23 protein-coding genes and 1 tRNA gene are annotated in these 22,589 nt (G+C 42.8%); 16 read left to right on the top strand and 8 right to left on the bottom strand.

Annotated features, from left to right (window positions below; translation table 11 throughout):
• Positions 1–16: 16 nt before the first annotated feature.
• The 14 genes from QU605_RS14450 to QU605_RS14385 all read left to right on the top strand — a co-directional run bounded on the left by QU605_RS14450 (position 17) and on the right by QU605_RS14385 (position 15,407).
• Positions 17–757 carry a DUF6090 family protein gene (locus QU605_RS14450; RefSeq protein ID WP_289726037.1) on the top strand — a complete coding sequence of 247 codons (741 nt, stop codon included), beginning with the start codon at positions 17–19 and terminating at the stop codon, positions 755–757.
• Positions 758–801: 44 nt separating this feature from the next.
• Positions 802–1,524: a DUF6090 family protein gene (locus QU605_RS14445; RefSeq protein ID WP_289726036.1), complete on the top strand. Its 723-nt coding sequence runs from the start codon at positions 802–804 to the stop codon at positions 1,522–1,524.
• Between the two features lie 14 nt (positions 1,525–1,538).
• Entirely contained in the window at positions 1,539–2,357 is an 819-nt protein-coding gene (locus tag QU605_RS14440; RefSeq protein WP_289726035.1) for a hypothetical protein, read from the top strand.
• A 118-nt stretch (positions 2,358–2,475) separates the two neighbouring features.
• Entirely contained in the window at positions 2,476–2,940 is a 465-nt protein-coding gene (locus QU605_RS14435; RefSeq protein ID WP_289726034.1) for a hypothetical protein, read from the top strand.
• A 4-nt stretch (positions 2,941–2,944) separates the two neighbouring features.
• Complete coding sequence (locus tag QU605_RS14430) at positions 2,945–3,667, top strand: DUF6090 family protein (RefSeq protein ID WP_289726033.1); 723 nt, start codon at positions 2,945–2,947, stop codon at positions 3,665–3,667.
• Positions 3,668–3,764: 97 nt separating this feature from the next.
• Positions 3,765–4,580: a DUF6090 family protein gene (locus QU605_RS14425; protein ID WP_289726032.1), complete on the top strand. Its 816-nt coding sequence runs from the start codon at positions 3,765–3,767 to the stop codon at positions 4,578–4,580.
• 278 nt (positions 4,581–4,858) lie between these two features.
• Positions 4,859–6,427, top strand: coding sequence for a BspA family leucine-rich repeat surface protein (locus QU605_RS14420; RefSeq protein ID WP_289726031.1), 1,569 nt, complete (start codon positions 4,859–4,861; stop codon positions 6,425–6,427).
• 445 nt (positions 6,428–6,872) lie between these two features.
• Positions 6,873–8,840 (top strand): adenylate/guanylate cyclase domain-containing protein, encoded by a 1,968-nt coding sequence (locus QU605_RS14415; protein WP_289726030.1) that lies wholly within the window; start codon positions 6,873–6,875, stop codon positions 8,838–8,840.
• A 3-nt stretch (positions 8,841–8,843) separates the two neighbouring features.
• Complete coding sequence (locus QU605_RS14410) at positions 8,844–9,638, top strand: DUF6090 family protein (RefSeq protein WP_289726029.1); 795 nt, start codon at positions 8,844–8,846, stop codon at positions 9,636–9,638.
• Positions 9,638–10,378 carry a hypothetical protein gene (locus tag QU605_RS14405; RefSeq protein WP_289726028.1) on the top strand — a complete coding sequence of 247 codons (741 nt, stop codon included), beginning with the start codon at positions 9,638–9,640 and terminating at the stop codon, positions 10,376–10,378. The genes QU605_RS14410 and QU605_RS14405 overlap by 1 nt, the downstream gene beginning before the upstream one ends.
• A 27-nt stretch (positions 10,379–10,405) precedes the next feature.
• Entirely contained in the window at positions 10,406–11,230 is an 825-nt protein-coding gene (locus tag QU605_RS14400) for a DUF6090 family protein (protein WP_289726027.1), read from the top strand.
• A gap of 329 nt (positions 11,231–11,559) precedes the next feature.
• Complete coding sequence (locus QU605_RS14395; RefSeq protein WP_289726026.1) at positions 11,560–12,294, top strand: DUF6090 family protein; 735 nt, start codon at positions 11,560–11,562, stop codon at positions 12,292–12,294.
• 337 nt (positions 12,295–12,631) lie between these two features.
• Entirely contained in the window at positions 12,632–14,338 is a 1,707-nt protein-coding gene (locus QU605_RS14390) for a hypothetical protein (protein ID WP_289726025.1), read from the top strand.
• Complete coding sequence (locus QU605_RS14385) at positions 14,325–15,407, top strand: radical SAM protein (RefSeq protein WP_289726024.1); 1,083 nt, start codon at positions 14,325–14,327, stop codon at positions 15,405–15,407. Before QU605_RS14390 ends, QU605_RS14385 begins: the two co-directional genes overlap by 14 nt.
• Before the next feature lie 262 nt (positions 15,408–15,669).
• Here QU605_RS14385 and QU605_RS14380 read toward each other — a convergent pair whose 3' ends face one another.
• Both QU605_RS14380 and QU605_RS14375 read right to left on the bottom strand, forming a co-directional pair.
• Positions 15,670–16,317: a hypothetical protein gene (locus QU605_RS14380; RefSeq protein ID WP_289726023.1), complete on the bottom strand. Its 648-nt coding sequence runs from the start codon at positions 16,315–16,317 to the stop codon at positions 15,670–15,672.
• Between the two features lie 416 nt (positions 16,318–16,733).
• Positions 16,734–16,806: transfer RNA gene (locus tag QU605_RS14375), tRNA-Lys, on the bottom strand.
• Positions 16,807–16,981: 175 nt separating this feature from the next.
• Here QU605_RS14375 and QU605_RS14370 point away from each other — a divergent pair.
• Positions 16,982–17,497, top strand: a complete 516-nt coding sequence (locus QU605_RS14370; protein ID WP_289726022.1) for a shikimate kinase — start codon at positions 16,982–16,984, stop codon at positions 17,495–17,497.
• Here QU605_RS14370 and QU605_RS14365 read toward each other — a convergent pair.
• The 3 genes from QU605_RS14365 to QU605_RS14355 are packed head-to-tail and all read right to left on the bottom strand — an operon-like array spanning position 17,489 to position 18,936.
• Entirely contained in the window at positions 17,489–17,986 is a 498-nt protein-coding gene (locus QU605_RS14365; protein WP_289726021.1) for a phosphoribosyltransferase family protein, read from the bottom strand. The two genes, QU605_RS14370 and QU605_RS14365, sit on opposite strands and share 9 nt — an antisense overlap.
• A gap of 4 nt (positions 17,987–17,990) precedes the next feature.
• The gene (locus QU605_RS14360; protein WP_289726020.1) at positions 17,991–18,578 is read right to left on the bottom strand and encodes a methyltransferase; all 588 of its coding nucleotides are present in this window, start codon (positions 18,576–18,578) and stop codon (positions 17,991–17,993) included.
• Positions 18,565–18,936 (bottom strand): RNA-binding S4 domain-containing protein, encoded by a 372-nt coding sequence (locus tag QU605_RS14355; protein ID WP_289726019.1) that lies wholly within the window; start codon positions 18,934–18,936, stop codon positions 18,565–18,567. Before QU605_RS14355 ends, QU605_RS14360 begins: the two co-directional genes overlap by 14 nt.
• 72 nt (positions 18,937–19,008) lie before the next feature.
• Here QU605_RS14355 and QU605_RS14350 point away from each other — a divergent pair, with 72 nt between their 5' ends.
• Positions 19,009–19,986, top strand: a complete 978-nt coding sequence (locus QU605_RS14350; protein ID WP_289726018.1) for an FKBP-type peptidyl-prolyl cis-trans isomerase — start codon at positions 19,009–19,011, stop codon at positions 19,984–19,986.
• Positions 19,987–20,006: 20 nt separating this feature from the next.
• Here the strand turns inward: QU605_RS14350 and QU605_RS14345 are convergent, their stop codons facing one another.
• Genes QU605_RS14345 through QU605_RS14335 form a run of 3 tightly spaced genes read right to left on the bottom strand, consistent with a single transcriptional unit; the run spans position 20,007 to position 22,452 of the window.
• A complete protein-coding gene (locus QU605_RS14345) occupies positions 20,007–20,594 on the bottom strand; it encodes an outer membrane beta-barrel protein (RefSeq protein WP_289726017.1) in 588 nt (195 codons plus the stop codon).
• 34 nt (positions 20,595–20,628) lie between these two features.
• Positions 20,629–21,585 carry a transketolase family protein gene (locus QU605_RS14340; RefSeq protein WP_289726016.1) on the bottom strand — a complete coding sequence of 319 codons (957 nt, stop codon included), beginning with the start codon at positions 21,583–21,585 and terminating at the stop codon, positions 20,629–20,631.
• A 21-nt stretch (positions 21,586–21,606) separates the two neighbouring features.
• Entirely contained in the window at positions 21,607–22,452 is an 846-nt protein-coding gene (locus QU605_RS14335) for a transketolase (RefSeq protein WP_289726015.1), read from the bottom strand.
• Positions 22,453–22,589 lie beyond the last annotated feature (137 nt).

Genomic DNA, 22,589 nt, shown 5'->3' with positions numbered 1-22,589 from the left:
GGGAAACCAAAAAACGATGCTCCGCTTCTTCCGACAAATTCGCCAAAGACTTATTACGGATAATAAATTCAGTAAGTACCTGCTATATGCGGTTGGGGAGATTGCACTGGTGGTGATTGGGATATTGATTGCATTGCAGGTGGATGACTGGGCCAAAAGAAAGGATTTAAAGGCTATTGAGAATCAAACCTACGCTGTTCTTTTAACAAGCCTACGTAAGGATTCCCTCGAACTGGTGCGGATCATTGATATTCAATACAAAAGTCTTAACGCTCAAAACACCTTGATAAATTCAAGTGCCAAAGAACTATTGGACAAGAATACGAGCCAGCAAATCTCAGAATTGATTTTCGATGTCCACAATGGGGTGTATAGCTTTTTTCCAAAGTACGGGACTTATAATTCACTGGTATCAAATAAAGGAATTGACCTCATTAGTTCGGAAAAGATTAAGTCTGATCTTATTGACTTATATGATTATTTGTGTCCCAGATATGAAAATGTAGATGATGTGAATGACAAAAAATTCCAGAACGTATTAATCCCCTTTCTTCAAAGGGAAATTGGCTTTTATGTGACTTCTGATTTTGAAATTACCATCATTGATCCTGACCGATTCGAAGAAGCCTTTGCTGAATTACAACTACAGTGCGGGAACGTAAATTTTCTAACTACGAATTCCATATTTGGATTAAAAAACATACAGGAAAGAGTTAATTTACTTATCAAAGAAATTGAATCTCAACGCAAAAAATAAATCTATAGCTAAACTCAAAGCCAGGAATAACCAACAACCAACCCATGCTCCGCTTCTTCCGCCAAATACGCCAACGCCTGCTCACTGATAATAAGTTCAGCAAATACCTGCTGTATGCGGTTGGGGAGATCCTGTTGGTGGTGATTGGAATTCTGATTGCGTTGCAAATAGGCTCCTGGAATGAAGACAGAAAAACAAAACTTTCAGCTGATAGGTACAGAAGTAAGTTAATAAATGATTTGGTTAATGACACTTTGAATATCAATCAATTAATGGCTGATGGATCATTGATGCAGAATGAAATAGAGGCTTACTTTAAAGATTTTGAAACTCAAAATTTGTCTCTAGATGAATGCATAAAAATATCAGGAGGTGTACGCGCCCACTTTTTTCGGTATTTCCCTATCAATTATACATTTGAAGACATGAAGAATACAGGAAATGCGGTTTTACTCTCTGAAGAACAACGGAAAGCTCTGATCGAATTGTATAACGAACAAAAATTCTTACTGATAATTATCGATAAGTCCATTACGGATATTAAAACCTATCAATACGAGAGAGGAAAGCATTTGGATTTCGATGCTTCTGAAAGTGATTTTTTTGACAAAGTAAATTGGAAACAGGATACAACGAGAAAAAAACAAGGATTATTAAGTCAACACAATGTTTTAAGCAATCACCTCTCCTTGGTTACCCTTTTTAATTACCACGCCTTAAGGATCAAAGACCTTACCAAGAAATGCATTGATCTGTTGAACAAATAAATTAAATACACCCAATGCTCCGCTTCTTCCGCCAAATACGTCAACGACTCATTACTGATAATAAATTCAGTAAATACCTGCTGTATGCTATTGGAGAGATTTTGCTTGTGGTGATCGGGATACTGATTGCCCTACAGGTAAATGCCTATCAGGATGAAAGAATGGAACGCTCCAAGGAATGTGAATACCTTTCCAGCCTGATAACCGACCTGACCATAGAAAAGAATTTCCTGGAGACCTATGCAACGTTCGACCAGGAAGTGATCTTCAATGCCGAAGCCCTTCTCCAGGCGCAGTATGATCGCGGTAATTTTCTAGTGGACGATATCTTTTCAAAACAACTGAGTATCCTCAACAACCGAAGTACCTTTCGCAAGCACAATACGACCTATATGGAACTCCTGGCCACAGGGGACCTTAATTTGCTGAAGGATCAGGCCTTGAAACAGGAGGTTATGTTGCATTTCCAAAAGCTCGACCAGTATGAGACCATCATTCGTCAAAACAATGAGTACATCGATAATCATTTTGCCCCATTGGCTTTGAAAGTAGGAACTCACTATATTCCAAATCATCAATTGAAGTGGAGCAAGAATATTATAGACAAGGGATATGTCAGGGAAAAACTCATTCGCCCTTCCGATGCGGAATCTATGTATTATCAATACGTCTCTGATCGTTTGGAAGACCCCCTCGACCAACTTGAGCTGTTAAACCAGATACAGTATCGCTATCGGATAAGCGTAGTGCATCTTTCCCTGGTAGACGAACTATTGGAGAATAATCAGGATCTATTGGAACATTTCAAGGAAGCGATAAAACCCTGTTCATAACTTATAATAATCCCGAAAGCGACCTTTTGGTCTTTTTTATGGCGAACAAATATTGAAGAATGCCTAATTATAAATGTAGATTCTGTACCCCTAACCCTAACGAGTAAAATAAAGCATTATGAAAATTACTGCCTTCTTAATTATTTTGTTGTTAGCAGCCTGTCATCCGGAACAGGAGAAGATTACCGAAACCGAAGTAGTCAGCACTATCGAAGGTCTTTTTGAGGCCCTGGATGTGGAAAACACCAATCCAAAGCTTTTGGACCAGTATATCACCAGGGATTTTGTAATCTATGAGGACGGCCAGAAAATGTCCCGGGAAGAATTTAAGTCCTTTGTATCTGAGACAACCATCCTTAAAAGTGATTGGGAACTTACTGATTTCAGTGTGTCTACCGATCATAATTCGGCCCATGTGAGGCTCCTGAATCTGGGAGAGTTCATTATACAGCCAGACTCAGTACAAATCCGGATTAAACTAAAGTGGTTGGAAAGCGCATACCTTGTAAGAGAAAGGGACTCCCTAAAAATTAAGTTCTACTTTTCAGATAATATCGGCAGGGAATCTGAAACCATTAAATGAGACCATGCTCCGCTTCTTCCGACAGATACGCCAGCGCCTCCTGACTGACAATAAATTCAGCAAATACCTATTGTATGCCATTGGTGAAATCGCCTTGGTGATGATTGGTATATTAATGGCGTTACAGGTCAACAACTGGAATAATGAAAGGGCAGACAGGGAAAAGGAGATTTCTATTTTGAAAGAAATCCAACGTAACTTAGAGACAAATGTGGAACAGTTTTCTGCAGAAGCTAAAATGCAGGGGTCCATTGTTGAGAGTATTAGTCTTATAATGGACCAGATCAAAAACGAGGTCCCCTATAACGATTCGCTAGGCCCGAAGTATGCTTCTATTGCCTGGACTGAGGAATTTAATTTCGCCAATTCTGCCTTCGAAACCTTAAAAATTTTAGGTTTTGATATCATCTCTTCAGACCCCTTGCGGGAAAACATTATTCAATTATTTAATATTAGGTACAACAGGATTTCGGATGTCATTCAAAAAGTAAGCATCACAGAACACAGCCAATTGAATTCAATGTATCTAAGACACATTGAATTTGATAAAGAGGGTAATGCCGTTGTAAATGACTCGGGTAAGCTGATAAAGGATACGGAATTCACGAATATGTTAAGCAACAGACGGATTTGGAAGATCGATATTGTCAATACTTACAAGGAACTTATCGAAGAATCTTCAGAACTGTCCAGAATGATTGACCGCGAATTAAAAAAGAGAGAATAGAGGGTAAAAAACAAAGGTTAACATTCCATATAAGCTATTTCCTGTGAATTTGGCTTTTTTGGGAACCATTACACTACAGATGACCAACATATAACCAATGATAAGATTCTTCCGACAGATTCGCCATAGACTAATTACTGAAAATAAGTTCAGCAAATACCTGCTGTATGCAGTGGGTGAGATTTTGTTGGTGGTTATTGGTATTCTGATTGCCTTGCAGGTGGATAGTTGGAATGAAGACAAGCAAAACCTAAAGGTAGAGCGGGTTTTCTACAGTGACATCCTCGGTGATTTGAATAAAGACAGTTTAAAATTGGAGGGGCTGACCCAGTTCTATAAAAACAGGATTGAAAATGCCGGTTGGTTGCTTAGAAAAGTAAGGACGCCTGGTAGTATTGTAGACGGCCGGGAAATTGGCAAACACGTTCAGCCACTATATCTTGGGGCCTCCTCTATCACCTACAATTCAACATACGAAGCCTCTAAAAGCTCTGGTGATTTTGCTTACTTCCGAAATAAGGATATCCTCAAAAACATCAACCAGTATTATGCTGACTTTGGGGAACTAAGTGGCATTCTGACTGCTACCACAAGATGGCTAGAAACCTCCCTCGAACCCATATTATCAACATATCCAGAGAATTACATAACTGCCGAGAGTGGTTCTTATGTGTTAACTTCAGAGCTTGATGATCTTAGTGAATTATTTGAATTCATAACGGCCATTGAAGATACGCGCGACCTACCACTTGAGATTGAAAACATCCTTAAAAGACCTGAGTTTGAAAATTATCTAACTGGAGACCTTGGCAGATCATTCAATGCACTTGCCAGCATTGAGCGCAGGATGCAACGGATGGAAATGCTAAAAATGGAGATTGTAACTTATTTAGAGGAACTAAATCAGCAATAAGTAATACAATAACTTAGAAAACATTCTTTGTAAATGCCGACACAGTTATATTTATACACTGGGTCTAATTACTATTGAGACTTTCCAATTCTCAACTATAAATAGACAACCCCGGCACCTCAACCGGGGAAGTCCATGAAAACCAATTAAAAATTTCAAAAGTCAGGGTTAAGCCTGAAGTTTCATTTCAGGGTCTGATTGACCTGAATCATTGCCTTCGCCTGATTTGGCTATTAGCTTTGTTTATCCAAATTCGATAATTACAAAATTATATAGCCATGAAACTGTTTAAGAGGATATTCCTCATACTTCCGGTTTTATTTCTGATCCTTACCTGTTCCAAAGATGACGACCCTGAAATGTTCATTCTATCGGTCACCATATCCCCTGAAGAAGGCGGAAGTGTGTCCCCTGACGGGGGAACCTTTGACGATGGCACCGTGATCACGCTCACCGCCACCCCTGCTGAAGGCTATGTTTTCAAAGAATGGATGGGTGATCTCAAAAGCACGGAAAACCCTGTCAAGGCTTCTATGGATACCGACATGAATATTACCCTGGTATTCGCAAAATCCGATGGAGATAATGACGGAGTCCTCGACGATGTGGATCAATGTCTGAATACCCCTGAGGGCGAAGAAGTAAATGAACAAGGTTGTTCTACTTCACAGATTGATTCAGACGGGGATGGGATTTTTGATAATACCGATACCTGCCCTGAAACTCCTGAAGGAGAAGACGTGGATGAAAATGGGTGTGCTGATTCTCAAAAAGACACCGATGGGGATGGAATAACTGATGATAAGGATATTTGTCCAAATACACCCGAAGGAGAGGATGTAAATGAACAAGGATGTCCAACAACTTCTCCGATTTACTTAGACGAAAATGGTGTGACCATCAAGGCTTATGAATGGGCAGAAGTTGGTCAAACAGGCGTAATCGCTGGCACAGACGTAGTTGATGCGGTGGTCTACACCATCGTGGATGAAACCATGTTACGGGAAATGATTGAAAATGGAACCGATGTATCCCGGGTCTGTACCACAAAAGTGACCAATATGAGTGACTTATTTTCTCTTCAGTTCTCTATAAATGATATGTCCATACGCTCATGGGATGTAAGCAATGTCACTGATATGAGTAACCTGTTTGCATTGACAGATTTCAATCAACCCATTGGGGTTTGGGATGTAAGCAGCGTAGAAAATATGTCAGGAATGTTTGGTGGGGGAGGCGATATGTTTTTCACACACCCGTTCGATCAGGATATCAGCGCATGGGATGTTGGCAATGTGACTGACATGTCCTATATGTTCTATTTCTCAGGTTTCAACCAACCTATTGGAGATTGGGATGTAAGTAGTGTTGCAGAGATGTCACATATGTTCGCTCATTCCATTTTTAATCAGGATATTGGATCCTGGGACGTGGGTAATGTCACAGATATGTCCGGCATGTTTAATGGATCTACATGGAGTATGACACATCCACACCCTTTTAATCAGAATATTAGCGACTGGGATGTTGCTAATGTAACTGACATGTCGGAAATGTTCCTGTATTCCGAGTTCAACCAGCCAATCGGCAATTGGGATGTAAGCAGTGCAACGAAAATGAGTTCTATGTTCGCTTTGTCGTCATTCAACCAACCTATTGGGGATTGGGATGTAAGCAATGTCTCCGACATGCGCCTGATGTTTTATGATTCAGTCTTCAATCAGGATCTGGGTGGATGGGATGTCCAAAATGTGGTGGCGTGTAACGATTTTAGTACTGTAACTCCTCTTTGGGTGCTTCCTAAACCCAATTTCACGAACTGTGATCCTGATGCACCTATCTGGTAATAGAGGTTGACCTACTGAGTAGTCTCTCGGTTGAAGCATGCGGACTCAGCCGGGAGTTTCTATTCATAAAGCTAATTTTGAGATCTAATTAAGCCGATAGGATTCGTAATCAATGACCAATAAATAGACATCAGAAATAACCACCAGCCTCATCCATGCTGAAATGGTTGTATGGCGTAATGTTTTCAACTGAGTAGAAATGAATCTGCTGTAATTGAAATCGTTTAATACACCAGGCTAAGAATGCCTTGTTTTTAATGGTTGGATTCGTAGCACTTTTCCATATCTGCTTGTAACGTTGGCATTTGACTAATTCCTGGTCGGCATACTTCTTAAAATCGGATTCGTTCATCTTGTTTTTTCCATTAAAGTTATGGCATGCTGACCCGAATTATAGCGCATAATTTCCTTTTTTGTAATTTGAAGGAGCAATCAACCTCAATCAATGTCTTTCCTAGATCGAAATCTTAGATTCCTCAACCTATTATTCCTATTGGCGTTTTCGGTGGTCGGGAATGCCCAACTTTCTGATTGGGAGTCAGGTGAGATGAAAGTGCAAGATCCAGACACCAACTATGTCAGAAAACTTCTGGAAAAAGCATCGGAGTTGAGATTCCGAAATTCCGATTCCTCATTAGTCTTCTCAAGAAAGGCGGTAGAAATTTCTGAAGAATTGGACTATGTTGATGGTCTTGCGGAAGGTCTTAAAGCTATTGGATTGGTAGAGTCAGATAGGGGGAACTTTTTCATGGCAGATGATTATTTCAAAAGGTCATTGAGCATCTACGAACATTCGGGGGATACATTAGGAATGAGCAATCTGCTGAATAATCTGGGCTCCGTTTATCAAACTCAAGGATACGCCCCTAAGGCATTGGATTATTTCATACGTTCACTGAGATATGCACAAATAGTGGAAGACCCATTGAGGATTGGCACAGCATATGTAAATCTTGGCACAATTTATACCAATGATAAATCAACCTATGACCAAGCGATAGAAAATTACAAAAAAGCACTTCCTTTCTTTGACCAAATTGATTATTCCATCGGACTGGCGGTAGGCAAAATAAATATTGGAGAAATGTATCTTAAGAAGGATAATCCAGAGGCCTCTTTACTATTTTTAAAAGGCTCCTTAGAAGCATTTCAGGAATTGGGTTTAGACCCATCAACTCCCTTGAATTTTTTAGGGGAGGCACACTTCAAATTAGAGGACTATAAAAAAGCAGAGGAATATTATAGGCAGGGATTGGATTCTGCTTCTTATTACGGAACATTTTCTGAGGAAGTCAGAGCAAATATTGGACTTGGAAAATCCTACATAGAGTTAGGTTCAACTAATAATGCCATAGAATATTTTAATGATGCTCTGAAGATTATTAATGAAAATCAAATGCTTAGCCAAAAAGCAGAGGCGTTATTAGGAATGTCTACAGCTTACACACTTTTGAATGATTACAGGAACGCCTTGTTTGCAAAGGATAAGTATGTGCAAGTTCGGGATTCAATAAGTAAGTTGGACTATGGAGAGTTTAGAAAGACATTATCAACCATAACAGAGTTAAAAGAACGCGAGTATTTGAATCAGTATGAAAATCAAAGAATACAATATGAATTAGAGAGGGATTTAGAGCGGGAAAAAGACCAGCAGGCTAAGCTATTCTTATACATAGGCCTTGGGCTATTAGTTTTAGTCATACTAGGATTAATTAACCGGTTCTTGTTTATAAGAAAAGCCAAGAACCAAATAGCAAAAGAAAAAGACCGTTCAGATGAAATCCTTTTGAATATTCTGCCGGAGGAAACAGCCAAAGAGCTGAAAGCAAACGGAAGAATTAAGGCCAAACAATTCCAACAAATCACCGTTCTTTTTACAGATTTCAAAGGCTTCTCAGTAATTGCCGAGAGTATATCCCCAGAAAAACTGGTAGACAGCGTAGACTACTATTTCAGGTATTTTGATGCTATTGTAGAGAAACACGGACTAGAAAAGATAAAAACCATAGGAGACGCATATATGTGTGCTGGAGGTATTCCCAAGCAAAATGAAACGCACGCCGAAGATGCGATGAAGGCAGCAATAGAAATTCGAGATTTTGTGGAGGAGACCAAGCAGAATCCACCGCCCAATATCCATCCGTTCGAGATACGAATAGGCTTAAATTCTGGGCCGGTTGTGGCAGGAGTAGTGGGCACAAAGAAGTTCGCATACGACATCTGGGGAAGCACGGTAAATTTCGCAGCTCGAATGGAGTCCAAGTCTGAGCCAGGCAGAATCAATGTCTCTGAAAGCAGCTATCAACTGTTAAAGGACAAATATGACTTTACATATCGGGGAGAACTTGAAGTGAAGAATGGCCAAGTATTGCAGATGTACTTCGCAGAAATTGAATCGAAAGTAACCATATAGACCATGCCACGCTTCTTCAATCGAATACGAAAACAGCTCGCCAAAGAAAACAAGTTCTTTCAGTATTCCAGATATGCCATTGGGGAGATATTGCTGGTGGTGATTGGAATTCTGATTGCGCTGCAGATTGATAATTGGAACGAGAAAAGAAAGGAAAGGAACCTTTACCGAAACTACCTCGTTCGTTTAAAATCAGACTTTGAGAATTTTTACAGGGACGCTGAACATCATAGCTGGTGGGAGGAGGAGTTAAGAGATTTGGCCGTGTTCCAGGCAGACTTCCTAAATGGCCAACTAGAAAGTTTGGACACCCTCAAATTAGCCGTCTCCATTGAATTTACGGGCGCAATAAACTTTTATAGTATAGACTTGCCTACCTCATCCGAACTTAGTTCAACGGGTCGATTCACACTAATTGAAAATGACTCGTTAAAAACGGTTTTAAACAATTGGAAGGGGCTTCAGGTACAGAGAAAAGATGAAAATGAAGAATGGTACGCATGGATTTATATGTACCGGGAACTTGTACGAAATATTCTCACCACAGAAGACAAATTGGATATAGACTTTATGTGGAAACGCCCGTATCCGGATGATTCCCGCTGGAAAACGTATAAACTAAGGACGGCTGGACGACTAATCACAAAAGAATTATCTGAGATTCCTGAGTTCCCGGGGTTGCTCAATGATATCATTGTAGCCAGAAGTATTACTCTGGGTTATTTGAACCAGGAGAAGAGGATGGCCAGTGAAACGATTGAGCTAATTCAGAGTGAAATTAATCGATTGAATAACTAATGCTTCGCTTCTTCCGACAGATACGCCAGCGCCTCCTGACTGATAACAAGTTCAGCAAATACCTGCTGTATGCGGTTGGAGAGATTCTATTGGTAGTCATTGGAATTCTGATTGCGTTGCAGGTGGATAACTGGAATGAAAACCGGAAAGCCCTGGCGCAGGAAAATGAACTTTTGGAAGAAGTTCAGGAAGGATTAATATCAGACCTCAACCTGATCAATCTTTGCATTTCGGATCACGAGCAGTTTATCAGAAGTCAGGATTTTATAGTGCAATGGATTGATCAAAAGCTGCCCTATCGTGACTCGTTAATTCCCCATTTCAAACATACATTTTGGACCAAATTATTTTCTGTAAAGGATGCCCCATACGAAACATTAAAGGTGTTTGGAATTCAGAATCTTTCAAATAAGGAGTTGGGCCACCAAATTTCAAACCTGTACGATGTGGTTTATGAGGACCTTTTTTACTGGCAGAACGAACAAAAAAACAATAGCCTGCATTTCAGAAACACACACGACCAGATAGGCTTTGAGTTCCTGCCGGATTTTGGAGATGGATCGCTTCAGCTTGACCTCCGCCCTGTGAACCCTAAGGCCCTTCAATATAATAAGGCATACCTGCTTAACTTAAAGATGACCCGGGGGACCCTAAGTATTTTTAACATGCAGCTTAAAGAGGCTCGCAGTCAAATCAAAAGGACGATTGAAATGATTGAGAGCGAATTATCCGCAATTTAATTAGCACCAAAGGATTTAACTATATATATGCTCCGCTTCTTCCGACAGATTCGCCAAAGACTCATTACTGATAATAATTTCAGCAAATACCTGCTATATGCCGTTGGGGAGATACTGTTGGTAGTGATTGGGATATTGATTGCACTTCAAGTGGATAACTGGAATCAGGATCGACAAACCTCCAATACTGAAATTGAATATCTCATACGCCTTCATTCAGATCTTGCAAATGATACTGCCTACTATAATCGTCGAATAAAATATGCGGATAAAGTAATTGCGGATCATAAGAACGCTTTACTGATCTCTTACGCTGAAATATCAAGCTCACGAGATTTTTTTGAATCTTTTAATAAACTTGATTGGTCGTCTGAGGCCCTGAGCATAAGAGATAACACATTCTCTGAAATGAATAATGCAGGCCTAATTAATATCATCAGAAACGATGAACTCAAAACAGAAATATTGGAATTCTATCGTCAGGTGGATGTAGCTGAAAAGCATTTTGAAGAATTTAATAATACTACCATTCAGTTTATGTCGCACTTTTTTATACAAAGCAAAGCCCAGAAACACTTTTTTGCCTATGAAGGAGACTGGAGTCCCTGGACAATTGAAATGCTAGAAGATTCCGATGATTGGCAATGGATCAATGATAGGACGTCGGAATCCTTCAAATCGTTTGAACTTTCACTTGGGTTTTATTCAGGAAAGCATGGGGTTTTTAAAGAATACCTCGTGGATCTTAGGAATAAGTCTACACTTTTATTAATTGACATAGAAAATGAGTTCAGAAATAGGTCCATCCAAGTTCCGGAACCATCGATAAAGCCCATTTTCGTTTTAGATTAGACAAACCCTCAACAATGAGCTTCTAAATGCTGGGTTAGCATGGCAATTTAGACGGTAGTCAAAGGATGAAAGACTGCAAGGTCTGGAGGATCAGGTCAAATTAGAGCCTATGATAATTGTCAATGAGGCGATATGAGAGATTGTTGGTCTTTCTGGTTCGAATGACTTTATCACAGACCTTTAAGAAGAGCTAAGCTTTTCTGAAATCCTCCCCATTTCCTCGCTAACCCTTTTCTGAAAAATCTTCCCATAGTATTCCTGGGTAACCTTCAACCCTTAGTGCCCTGATAATTCCCTACCTTGGGAGTATAACCAACCGCTGCTTTGCTATGATCAACTTCTTTCGTAAAATCCGAAAACAATTTGCTGATGATAACAAGCCATTGAAATATATGAGGTATGCTATTGGGGAGATTGTATTGGTAGTGATTGGTATTTTGATTGCGTTGAGTATTAATAATTGGAATGAAGGAAGAAAATTAGAGGTAGCTGAACTAGATATTTTAAAGGGGATTAAACAAAATATTCTGATGGATACCTTGGATTTAAATCATAATATAAGGAGATATGAAGAAATGTGGACAAGAGACTCCATTGTCTTTTATCATATTGCGGACAAGAAACCATTAGACTCTTTGGTAAATGACAAGCTTTCAGATTTATGGCGTTCCAATATGTCCATAATGCTGCACACTTCTTATTTTGACGAAGCAAAGACTAAAGGATTATCTATCATTTCAAACAAAGAACTCAGGGACAGTATAAGCAGATTGTACGAGTTTAGATACGCTTATGTTGCACTTTTTGAAAACGAATCGAAACAATATGACTATCTCTCCATATATGAAGAACTGATGTCTGATTACATTTATTTTGACTCAAATACTGGGTGGGTAATCGATGAAAAAAAATATCAATCCATTTTAAACGATAAATTTTTTACTAAAAAATTAATTGATGCATCAATTAAGATGTTGAGTGTTCAGTCAATATATACCGATGCTAAGGAAGCTGCTGTTTATGTTGTTAATCAAATAGATATTGAGCTGGCGATGCGTGAATGACTTATTTAAGACTAATAAAACAAAATGCAAACACAATGAAAGTTTTAAAAGTAATATCAATTTAGCTTCTTTGAAATCCGCATCATCTCTTCGCTAACCCTTTTCTGAACAAACTTCCCATAGTAATCCTGGGAAATCTTAATACTGCAATGCCCTATTTAGTCTTTACATTCAAAAAGAAAGGCACTAGCTGATCCAAGTCATTGTCTTTTTAGCCCATTTGCATTTAAATTTAAGGTATGCGCAGACCAAGTGGACAGGTCCGAGTGGTTATAGCGTATACGGGACCATAAGTTTTAATGAGACCCGTAACATTCTACTCAAAATCCCTCTGATTATGAAGAATTCAATCCCTTATCAGAATCCCATTTCACTTTTGAAATCTTCGCACAGAACAATCCAGCTTTTGTCTGTTATTATGTCCTTATTGATTGTCAACCTTTTCACAGGTTGCAGCTACTTTAAGATTAAGGGTGTCCGTGAGGAGGACCAAAAATCCAAACTAACCTGGTTGCAGGAATTCAACCAGGCTGATAAATTCATCGTCTTACATCAGGACGGGGTCTCGCTCCAACTCCAAAATGCACAGATCGATCCATTGAATTATGAATTAAAGGGAGTGCTAAAAGAACTGCCTGCTGCGCATACCTATAAACGTCCATTGGAAATAGGCGAAGGTCAGCGATATAAAAAGAGCGTTCAATCTCCACTTAATGAGGTGCACCTGTACCTCAATAATGAGATAAGCATGACCCCGGGGAATTCTCTGAGCATTCCTATTACTTCCATTGAAAAAATTGGCTATTCCGAAGCAGATGTCGTTCGGGAGGTTGCCAATATCTTTGGTATTGTTGTTGGTAGCTTGGCTTTGATTTCAGTTATCGTAGCATTGACTAAGAGTTCCTGCCCCTTTATCTATGTAGATAATGGACAACAATGGGCTTTCCAAGGAGAGCTTTACCCGGGTAATATTTATGAAAAAGCCCAAAAGACAAACTATCTGAAGTTGCCTGACCTGGTATCAAAAGACGGCTTTTACAACCTGCAGATTACCAATGAACTCTTGGAGATCCAGCACACTGATGAAGTTGTTCTGGAAGTGGTGGATCACCCGGATTCCGTAACCGTTGGAATGGATCCTTCGGGCACCCTCTATACCATAGCAGATCCCGCACCACCAATAAAGGCAATTGCCGATGGCGACTATGATATATTACAAAAAGTCATCAGTACCGATGATCTGTTGGCTGCCTTCAATACACCCGCACAATATTCTGACAACAAAAGAAGAATTGATCTCTGGTTTGAACACGATCGCTTGCAAACCGATGCCAAACTTGTTTTGAATGTGAAAAATTCCCTGTGGCTGGATTATGTAATGGGTCAGTTTTATGAGCAGTTTGGAAGTTATTTTCCAGCATTCCAGGAGAATCGTCAATCAACATCCATGGAAGAGGCATATCAATGGCGGGAAGATCAGTCCCTGCCACTTTCTGTTTACGTGAACAAGGGGGATAAATGGGAATTGCAGCATACCCTTTATGCGGTAGGCCCTTTGAAATTCCAGGAGTTGGTGCTACCCATCGATCTAGAAGGATTGGGAGACGAACCACTGATGGTTCGTTTGCAGTCTGGATTCATGTTCTGGGAGCTTGACAAAGTTTCCATAGATTACTCTCAGAACCTATCGGTACGTAAAATTGAGGTTTTGCCCAGCTATGCCGTGGACAACTACAAACGAGATGTAAACCAACTCTTGAAGGAACCCGATCAACAATACCTCACCCAGACTGAAGTGGGGGACTGGGTGGAAATCAAATATCAGAGTCCTCCAAAGTTCGGGGAAGATCGAACGGTATTCTTGAGAAACAAAGGCTATTATACGTACGTGAGGGATTTTAAGGGAGATCCCGATTTTGCAGAGTTGAGAAAGTTTAAGAAACCCGGGTACTTCACTTCCTTTTCAGAAACAAGTTACCATGAGCTCTTACAGGCAATCATGAAAACGAATACAGAAATGATTACTTCAGATGAAAGCTATTAGTATTTCCAGGAAACCTGGTCATTCCGGACAGAATACCCCGCACCTCGATGCCCTCAGTACGACATATGTCAAGTCTCCACATATGATTAGCGGTTGGGCCAACACTTGGGTTCGCATTAAACTTCATTGGACACAATTTCAAATCCTCAGGCATTGTTATAAAAATCCACTGGACTGGATTGGGGGACTTCATTACCTTCTAAAACTCAGGAGAAACATTCTTGGGAAACACCGGATTCGTAAGATGGTCAGATTGAATGATCAATACTATACAGATCTGTATATTCCGGGCTGGAAGGATTCTTCTTACAATCGTTTTGTGGCTTCGTATTTGTACCATTTCAAGCCTCACAAAGAAAAAGTTAACAGACTCAACCAGGTGTTTCTGGCCGTAACCAAAAAATGTCCATTCCAATGTGAGCACTGTTCTGCATGGGATACCTTAAACTTAAAGGATGTTTTGGAAGCAAAGGACTTTCAGCCCATCCTCGAGGAGGTATACAGCCTCGGGGTTTCCCAGCTGTATTTTACGGGAGGGGAACCCCTTTTAAAGATTGAATTACTGGAATCCCTTATTTCTAAAATTCCGAAAAATGTAAAATCATGGATCGCTACCTCTGGGTTTCCGTTAACCAGTGAAAAGGCACTCCAACTGAAAAAAGCAGGTTTAACAGGGGTATTTATTAGTCTGGATCATTATGAGGCAGAAAGGCACAATTCCTTCAGACATCACGATTCCGCATATTCCTGGGCACTAAAGGCTGCCCAAAACGCACTTGATGCCCAACTCGCCGTAACCTTTTCGATATGTCTAAGCAATGAAATGTGCCAGGAGGAAGAACTATTGAAGTATATGAAGTTGGCAAAGGAATGTGGGGTGCATTTCGTTCAGTTCCTTGAGCCGCAGGCAACGGGTCGCTACAGAAACAGGGAGGTTTCACTCAGCCAAGAATCCATAGCATCCGCAGAAGCGCTCTATCTGAAAATGAACTTCGGTAAAGAATACTTGGATTATCCAATCATTCATTATTCGGGGTATTACCACCGACGCGTAGGCTGTTTTGCTTGAGGGAAGCAGGTTATCTATATTGATGCGGAAGGGAATCTCAATTCTTGCCCCTTTTGTCAAAAGAACTATGGTACGCTAAGGGAAGGGCAAGTCCGTGAAAAAGTCGATGCCATGGCAGCCGTGGGATGTCAGAAATACTGAATCCGAAATATTTTGATTTTGCAAAGCTTGAAAGCCGTTTCAGGACATTGAGCAATCAGGAGCGAATGGAATCTTATCACAGGCAGGCATGATGCGCTACTACCGGGGCTCTTTCCAGGCCCTATGCAGTGTTATCCTTTCTGGACAGAATAACCGTGAGCCAGATGAAAAGTACGAGGGTCCAGATTCCGAGAAAGGGCCCTAGGTCAAAAAGCCCCGCCTCCGCCGGAGCGGTGGGGAAGGTGATCATATTCAGGGTTAGCAGTCCGATTGTTAGCAGACAGCCTATCCAGCCCAATATTTTCGGAAAGTGAGAGTTCCATGCAACATTGATTGCATAGAGAAACCAGGAAACGGTAATGAATATGTCAAATGCCACATCCATGCCGGCCTGTACGCGATTGGCTCCCCTGAAGGTTGCCCTTAAAAGGGTTTTTGCTTCTTCGGATGCGGCTGACGCCATCGCCTGCTCATGCCAGATGAAGTTAGCTTGCTGCACCACAAGCAGGGTACAGGCCAGAGCCCCGCCGATAATGCCAAAAATGTATCCGATCTCCAGGCTGGCTGTATGGGACTCTTCTTTTAGGAATTGGTAGAGTCCCATGAAGGCAATGATCCACAATAGGGGGAATGAAAATGCCAGGCTAAGGGCGAGGGCATCCGGCATAAATGAAAAAACCGCAACGGAGAAGTAAAAAATAATGGAGAGAATACCTGCAATTCCACCAATCCACTGTAACTGCTTTGATGAGGAACCCTGTGAAGTCATAATATGTTGGTTTTTAGTAGGTGGCTACAGATTAATGACGACTGGGTTAGTATAATTGTTACACCCACCTTTTAAAATGGTACACCCAATGGTACACCTTAAATCCCGTAAAAAAGTTGACAAGTTGACGAAAGATGGAAAGTGCAGTTAATGCAGTGAGTGCAGTTAAACTACTGACCTACATTGCATTAAACTAAAAAATCCAGCCTAAACAAATAGACTGGATTTCGCAAGAAATGACCTGGCTGGGGTTGGCTTCGCTGCGCTCGCCTGACCCAGCCGTCCCATCCTGCAAATGCAAAATCCGTGCAGCCTCCAGCTGCTTGTTTTTTTATTTCCTTCACAAAGCTCAAGTAAACTCGGCTTTGATCCGAAAATAAAAAACCCGCCTTGCGGGCGGGTTTTGCGCTTGATTGTGACCTGGCTGGGGCTCGAACCCAGGACCCTCTCCTTAAAAGGGAGATGCTCTACCAACTGAGCTACCAGGTCAAAAAAACAAATGCCTCTAAGCAGGCGAACCTGCCGTGCTCACTCTTCAAAAGAGGTTGCATAGGCGGGTGCAAATATACAATCTATTCTTAATGAATCAAGCCCCCCGGATTATAAATTTCCGATTTCTGAAAAAAGGTGGATATTTGGGCTTTTCTAAATGTAAAATTCAGGAATGCTGATTGTTTTACTCGGATATATGGGAAGTGGTAAATCTACGGTAGGCAAGGCCCTGGCGGAGCGTTTGAATCTACCTTTTACCGATCTGGACACCGCGATAGAGGAAGAGTCCGGTACCACGATACCTGAACTCTTTCAAAACAAAGGTGAGCTTTATTTTCGCAAATTAGAGCACGAAATTCTTGTAGGATTCCTGGAATCCGGGCAGGACAGGGTGCTTTCCCTGGGCGGTGGCACGCCCGCCTATGCCGGGAATATGGATCGTGTCGTTCGAGCGACACCCAATAGCTTTTACCTCCAACATTCCATCCCATCCCTGGTCGGGCGTTTGGTACGCGAAAAAGCACAGCGCCCCTTAATCGCCCATCTCCCGGATTCCGAACTTCCGGAATTCATAGGAAAACACCTTTTTGACCGGGGTCCTTATTATCTAAAGGCTTCGCATACCCTTGTCAGTTCCGACAAATTGCTGGAGGAATTGCTTGACGAAATCGAGGGGAAGTTAGTCTAGGTAGACTCCGTAATTCCTTGTACTGAAATCTACGCGTACATGTTCCTCCATGGATGTGGAGAGGGAGAGACCTTTAAAATCTGCTTTTACTGGGAATTTCTTGTAATTCCGGTCTACCAATACGGCTGTTTTAAGCTGTTTCAAAGGTGTTTGAAGAAAGTGCTTAACCCCAAAAATTAGGGTCGTCCCCGATTTTAAGACATCATCGACCAGGACGATCGAGAGGTTCTGGTACTCTTCGGGTTTCATTGAAGTTTTCACCGGACTCGTGAGCGGATCAGATTTATCCATATCCACTTTACAGAGCAGGATTTCTGCCGGGCAAATCTTTTCAAGCGACCGCTTGATTTTTCGGGCAAATGCCAGGCCACCACCCACGATACCCGCCAGTACAATTTGTGGTTCATCCACGTTTGACTCGTAGATCTGATAGGCGATCCGATCGATCTTATGAAGGATCTGCTGATGGGTTAGGATTCTGTGGTCCATAGGCTTATTTCTTTTCAAAGATAAAAAAGAGTTCACTTCCTGCCCGTGGCTTAATCGAATTAATAGCGCGCTCCAATACACGCAGGTGAAAATGGGGGGCAAATAAGGCCTCATACTCCTCTTTTGAGCCTCCAAAAGGCGGCCCCTTATCGGTTAGCGGAAAATCAAAGAAAAGCCCTGCCAGTTTCCCGCCCGGTTTAAGCAACTGGCTCATTTTCAGAACATATTCCGGCCTCAATTCCGGGGGTAAGGCACAGAAAAACGTATGTTCAAGGATAAGGTCAAAAGGTTTACCCTGGTATTTAAAGAAATCCATCTCTATAAGGTTTTCCGGGGGAAAAGAGTCCGGCAGACGTTTCTGCAGACGCTCCAGTGGGTATGGGGCTATATCCAGGATTGTAAGGTTGCGGAAACCGGAAGCAACCATATGCGCAGCTTCATATCCCATTCCTGCCCCGGGAAGGAGAATCCTCAGATCCTTGTTGGCAAGCTGGTCGATGTAGGTCCCTATTGGCGGACTTACCCCGCCCATGTCCCATCCGGTCCTCTGGGCCTCATACCGCTCCTGCCAATACTGTTTATTCAGCTTCATCCCGGTAATCGTCAAGTTCCCTTCGGTCTTTTTTCGTCGGTCTGCCCGTTCCTTTCTTTCGGTAATATTCGCGGGTTGTCTGGATTGTTTTGAGATGGTCCAGTGCCTCTGCCGGCGTCGTATCCATCCTGTAAATATCGACGAGTTTGGCCCCGAGGCGCTGGGTTGGGATATCCAAAACTTTGAGGCGATAGTTAATCTGGTTCTTCCGCACCAGGATTTCATCAGTGGGCAGGATTTCCCTGGAAGGCTTTACAACTTGTTCTCCAATGCGGACATGCCCTTTTTTACATGCCTCAGTGGCCTGATTCCGGGTTTTAAAATAGCGTGTGCACCAGAGGTATTTATCGATCCGCATGGGCCAATTCTTTGTTAAGGGATTCGCAAAAATAGGGGAAAATTGTATCTTGCGGCCTTTAATAGAAAGGCTATGATGTGGAAGCGTTTATGCGTGTTGTTCATTGGAACCGGATTGCTGGTCGGATGTGGTAACGACGATGGAATTGACGTGGAAGTAGTACCCCCCAGAGATTTGGATGAAGTGGCGATTGAAAATGACGCCGAGATACGAGAGTATCTGCAAACGCATTTCTACAATTACGAGGAATTTGAGAATCCTCCTGCCGGGTTTAATTTCAAAATGTTCATCGATACCCTTGCGGGTGAAAATGCCGGAAAGATCCCGCTGATCGACCAGGTAGAAACGGTTCAGATAAATGTAACCAGCGGTGAATTAGGACTTACTGACCAGCCAGATGTAGTCCATACGCTCTATTACCTGATCGCCAGAGAAGGGATGGACAGTTCCCCGACTGTAGCGGACTCCACCTTTCTTACCTACAGGGGAAGACTTTTGGATAACCGCGACTTCGACGGTTCTTTTGAACAGCCCATCTGGTTCGATCTCGCACGTATACAGGGGCCCCTTCAGGGAGCCAGGGGCTTTGCGGAAGGCATGCCCTTTTTTAAAGCTTCGAGTGGCATCACATCCAACCCAGATGGTACCGTGACTTCCATCGATGGTGGGGTAGGGATGATCGTAATGCCTTCGGGATTGGGGTATTTCAATGCAGCCCCTACCAATGCGATCCCGAACTACAGTTCCCTGATATTTTTCGTGGAGCTTTTTTCCCTTGAGGAAACCGATCACGATGGCGATGGGATACCTTCCATTCAGGAGGACCTCAATGGTGACGGATATCTCTACAACGACAACACAAACGAACAACAGGAACGCGAAACAATCGGAGGGGTCTTACGGGTGAATTTCCTGGATCCGGATGACGACGGAGATGAAGTTCCGACGCGCGATGAGATCATCATTCTACCAGACGGTACGCTTGAATTTCCGGATTCCAATGGAAATGGTACACCCGACTATCTGGATAACACCTACCCGGAATCCTAACCAATCGAGAACGATTCCCTTTAGAATTTATAGGAGAGTCCCAGAATCCATTGGGTGGGGCGCGTGTCCAGGCGTACACCCTCAATATTTTCCTCAATCAGGTCTACGTAATTCGGGCTGAAACCGCGTTCAAACCTTAAGTCAATCCCGAAATTTCCCAGGTTTAAACCCCCTCCAATCTGAAAGCCAACCGTAAATTCGTTTTCAACATCACTGATATCGATATTTTCAAGATCGGTCTTAAGGACGTATTGGAAGGCCGGTCCGATAAAGCCGTGGAAAATTTTCAGAAACCTGTGGCCAAAAAGGACAGGGAGGTCCAGTTTTTGCATTTTGAAATCCCTGTTTGAACCATCTCCATCGTAGGAGGAATTTACCTGGGTGAAGACCAGCTCAGGACGCACATAGGCGCGCCCACCAAAGCGTCCCCAAACCCCGACGTGATAGCCCAATTTAGCATCCGAACTTATGTCCGGGACCTCGTTGATCTTAAGGTCTCCGGTCCCGCTAAAGTTTAATCCTGCTTTGAGTCCGAACCCCGAACCGCCGCTTTGGGCATAGGTGAGACATCCGAAAAGCATGAGGGCTGTGATAAAAATGTTTTTCATAATGTGTTCATTTTAACGGGCCATCCATAATGGATCAACCCTTGCGTTCTATTACTTTGAAAACGGCCCTTTCGATAGCCTTAGTATTCAAACCGTACTTTTCCATCAGCTGTTCTGGCGTGCCGCTTTCCCCAAAAGTGTCCTGAGTGGCGATGAATTCCTGGGGGGTAGGATGGTGCATGGACAGGACCCGGGCTACGCTTTCGCCTAAACCTCCCAGATAATTGTGTTCCTCTGCCGACACCACACATCCTGTTTTCTTGGCGGAGCTTACAATGGCCTCAGCATCGATAGGTTTAATCGTATGGATATCGATCACCTCGGCAGATATCCCCTGATTTGCAAGGTTTTCGGCGGCGACCAGCGCTTCCCAGACCAAGTGGCCCGTGGCCAGGATGGTGACATCTGTGCCTTCCTGAAGCATGAGCGCTTTTCCAATTTCAAATTCCTGATCCACGGGTGTAAAGTTTGCCACCTTAGGCCTTCCAAACCTGAGGTACACCGGTCCCTGGTGTTTCGCAATTGCCAGTGTGGCGGCCTTGGTCTGGTTGTAATCACATGGATTGATCACCGTCATCCCCGGTAGCATTTTCATCAGCCCGATGTCTTCCAGAATCTGGTGTGTGGCTCCGTCCTCACCGAGGGTTACCCCTGCGTGGGAGGCACATATTTTGACGTTTTTTTCCGAATAGGCGATGGATTGCCGAATCTGGTCATAAACGCGTCCTGTGGAGAAGTTTGCAAAGGTTCCTGTAAAAGGGATATACCCCCCAAGGGTCAATCCTGCGGCAATCCCCATCATATTGGCCTCTGCGATCCCCACCTGGAAAAATCGATCCGGGTTTTCCGCTATAAATTCATCCATTTTGAGGGATCCTACAAGGTCTGCGCATAAGGCAACTACCTTCGGGTTGGTCCGACCCAATTCTGCAAGCCCGGCTCCAAAACCACTTCGTGTATCTTTTTTTCCCTGATCCGTATATTTATTCATCGGTCTTCTGCTTTTAAGAAATTAGTAATCCCCAAGGGTTTCCGGGTTTTGTATTAGGGCGATTTCGAGTTGCTCGTCATTGGGAGCCTTCCCGTGCCAGGCGTGAGTATGCATCATAAAATCAACGCCATTCCCCATTACGGTTTCCATGATTACGGCAACGGGTTTACCTTTCCCGGTTCGCGATTTGGCAGCTTCCAAGGTCCGGATTACCGCCTCGATGTTATTGCCATCTTCTAGGGAAAGCACATCCCAGCCAAAAGCTTCAAATTTGGTTTTTACATCTCCCAGGGGCATGACCTCTTCTGTAGGCCCGTCAATCTGCTGTCCATTCCGGTCGATGGTGGCGATCAGGTTATCGATTTTACGCCCTGCGGCAAACATAACGGCTTCCCAGATCTGACCCTCCTGTAATTCACCATCCCCGTGGAGGCTGTAAATCAGATGCGGATCGTCGTTGAGCTTTTTAGCCAGGGCTGCGCCAATGGCCACGGACATGCCCTGACCCAGAGATCCGGATGCAATCCGGATCCCCGGAAGACCCTCGTGGGTAGCCGGGTGTCCCTGGAGTCGGGAGTTGATCAGTCGGAAGGTACTGAGCTCCGCCACGGGGAAGTAGCCCCTCCGTGCCAGTACGCTGTAATACACGGGTGAGATGTGCCCGTTGGAGAGAAAAAACATGTCCTCTCCAATCCCATCCATATCAAATGTGTCCTTAAGATTCATGACCTTGTTGAACAGGGCTACAAAGAATTCCGTGCATCCCAGAGAACCCCCGGGGTGACCGGAGTTCACCTTGTGCACCATCCGGACGATATCTCTGCGCACCTGGGTTGATAACGCTTCCAAATCCTGTATTTCCGACATTATATGTTTTTTTGGTTCCCCAAAAGTAAGGGCATTCTTCTGCCTGAACAACCATTGTTATTACAATTTATCAACGGTTTTAAAGGGTGAACTTTAAGGATATCTTTAGGAGGGAATGAAGGGGAGTTGTGTATCTT

This window comes from Robiginitalea aurantiaca (genome assembly GCF_030380815.1).
GTDB classification, from domain to species: Bacteria; Bacteroidota; Bacteroidia; order Flavobacteriales; family Flavobacteriaceae; genus Robiginitalea; species Robiginitalea aurantiaca.
Note: the sequence above shows the minus strand (reverse complement) of the source record. Positions and strands in the feature narration are given on the sequence as shown.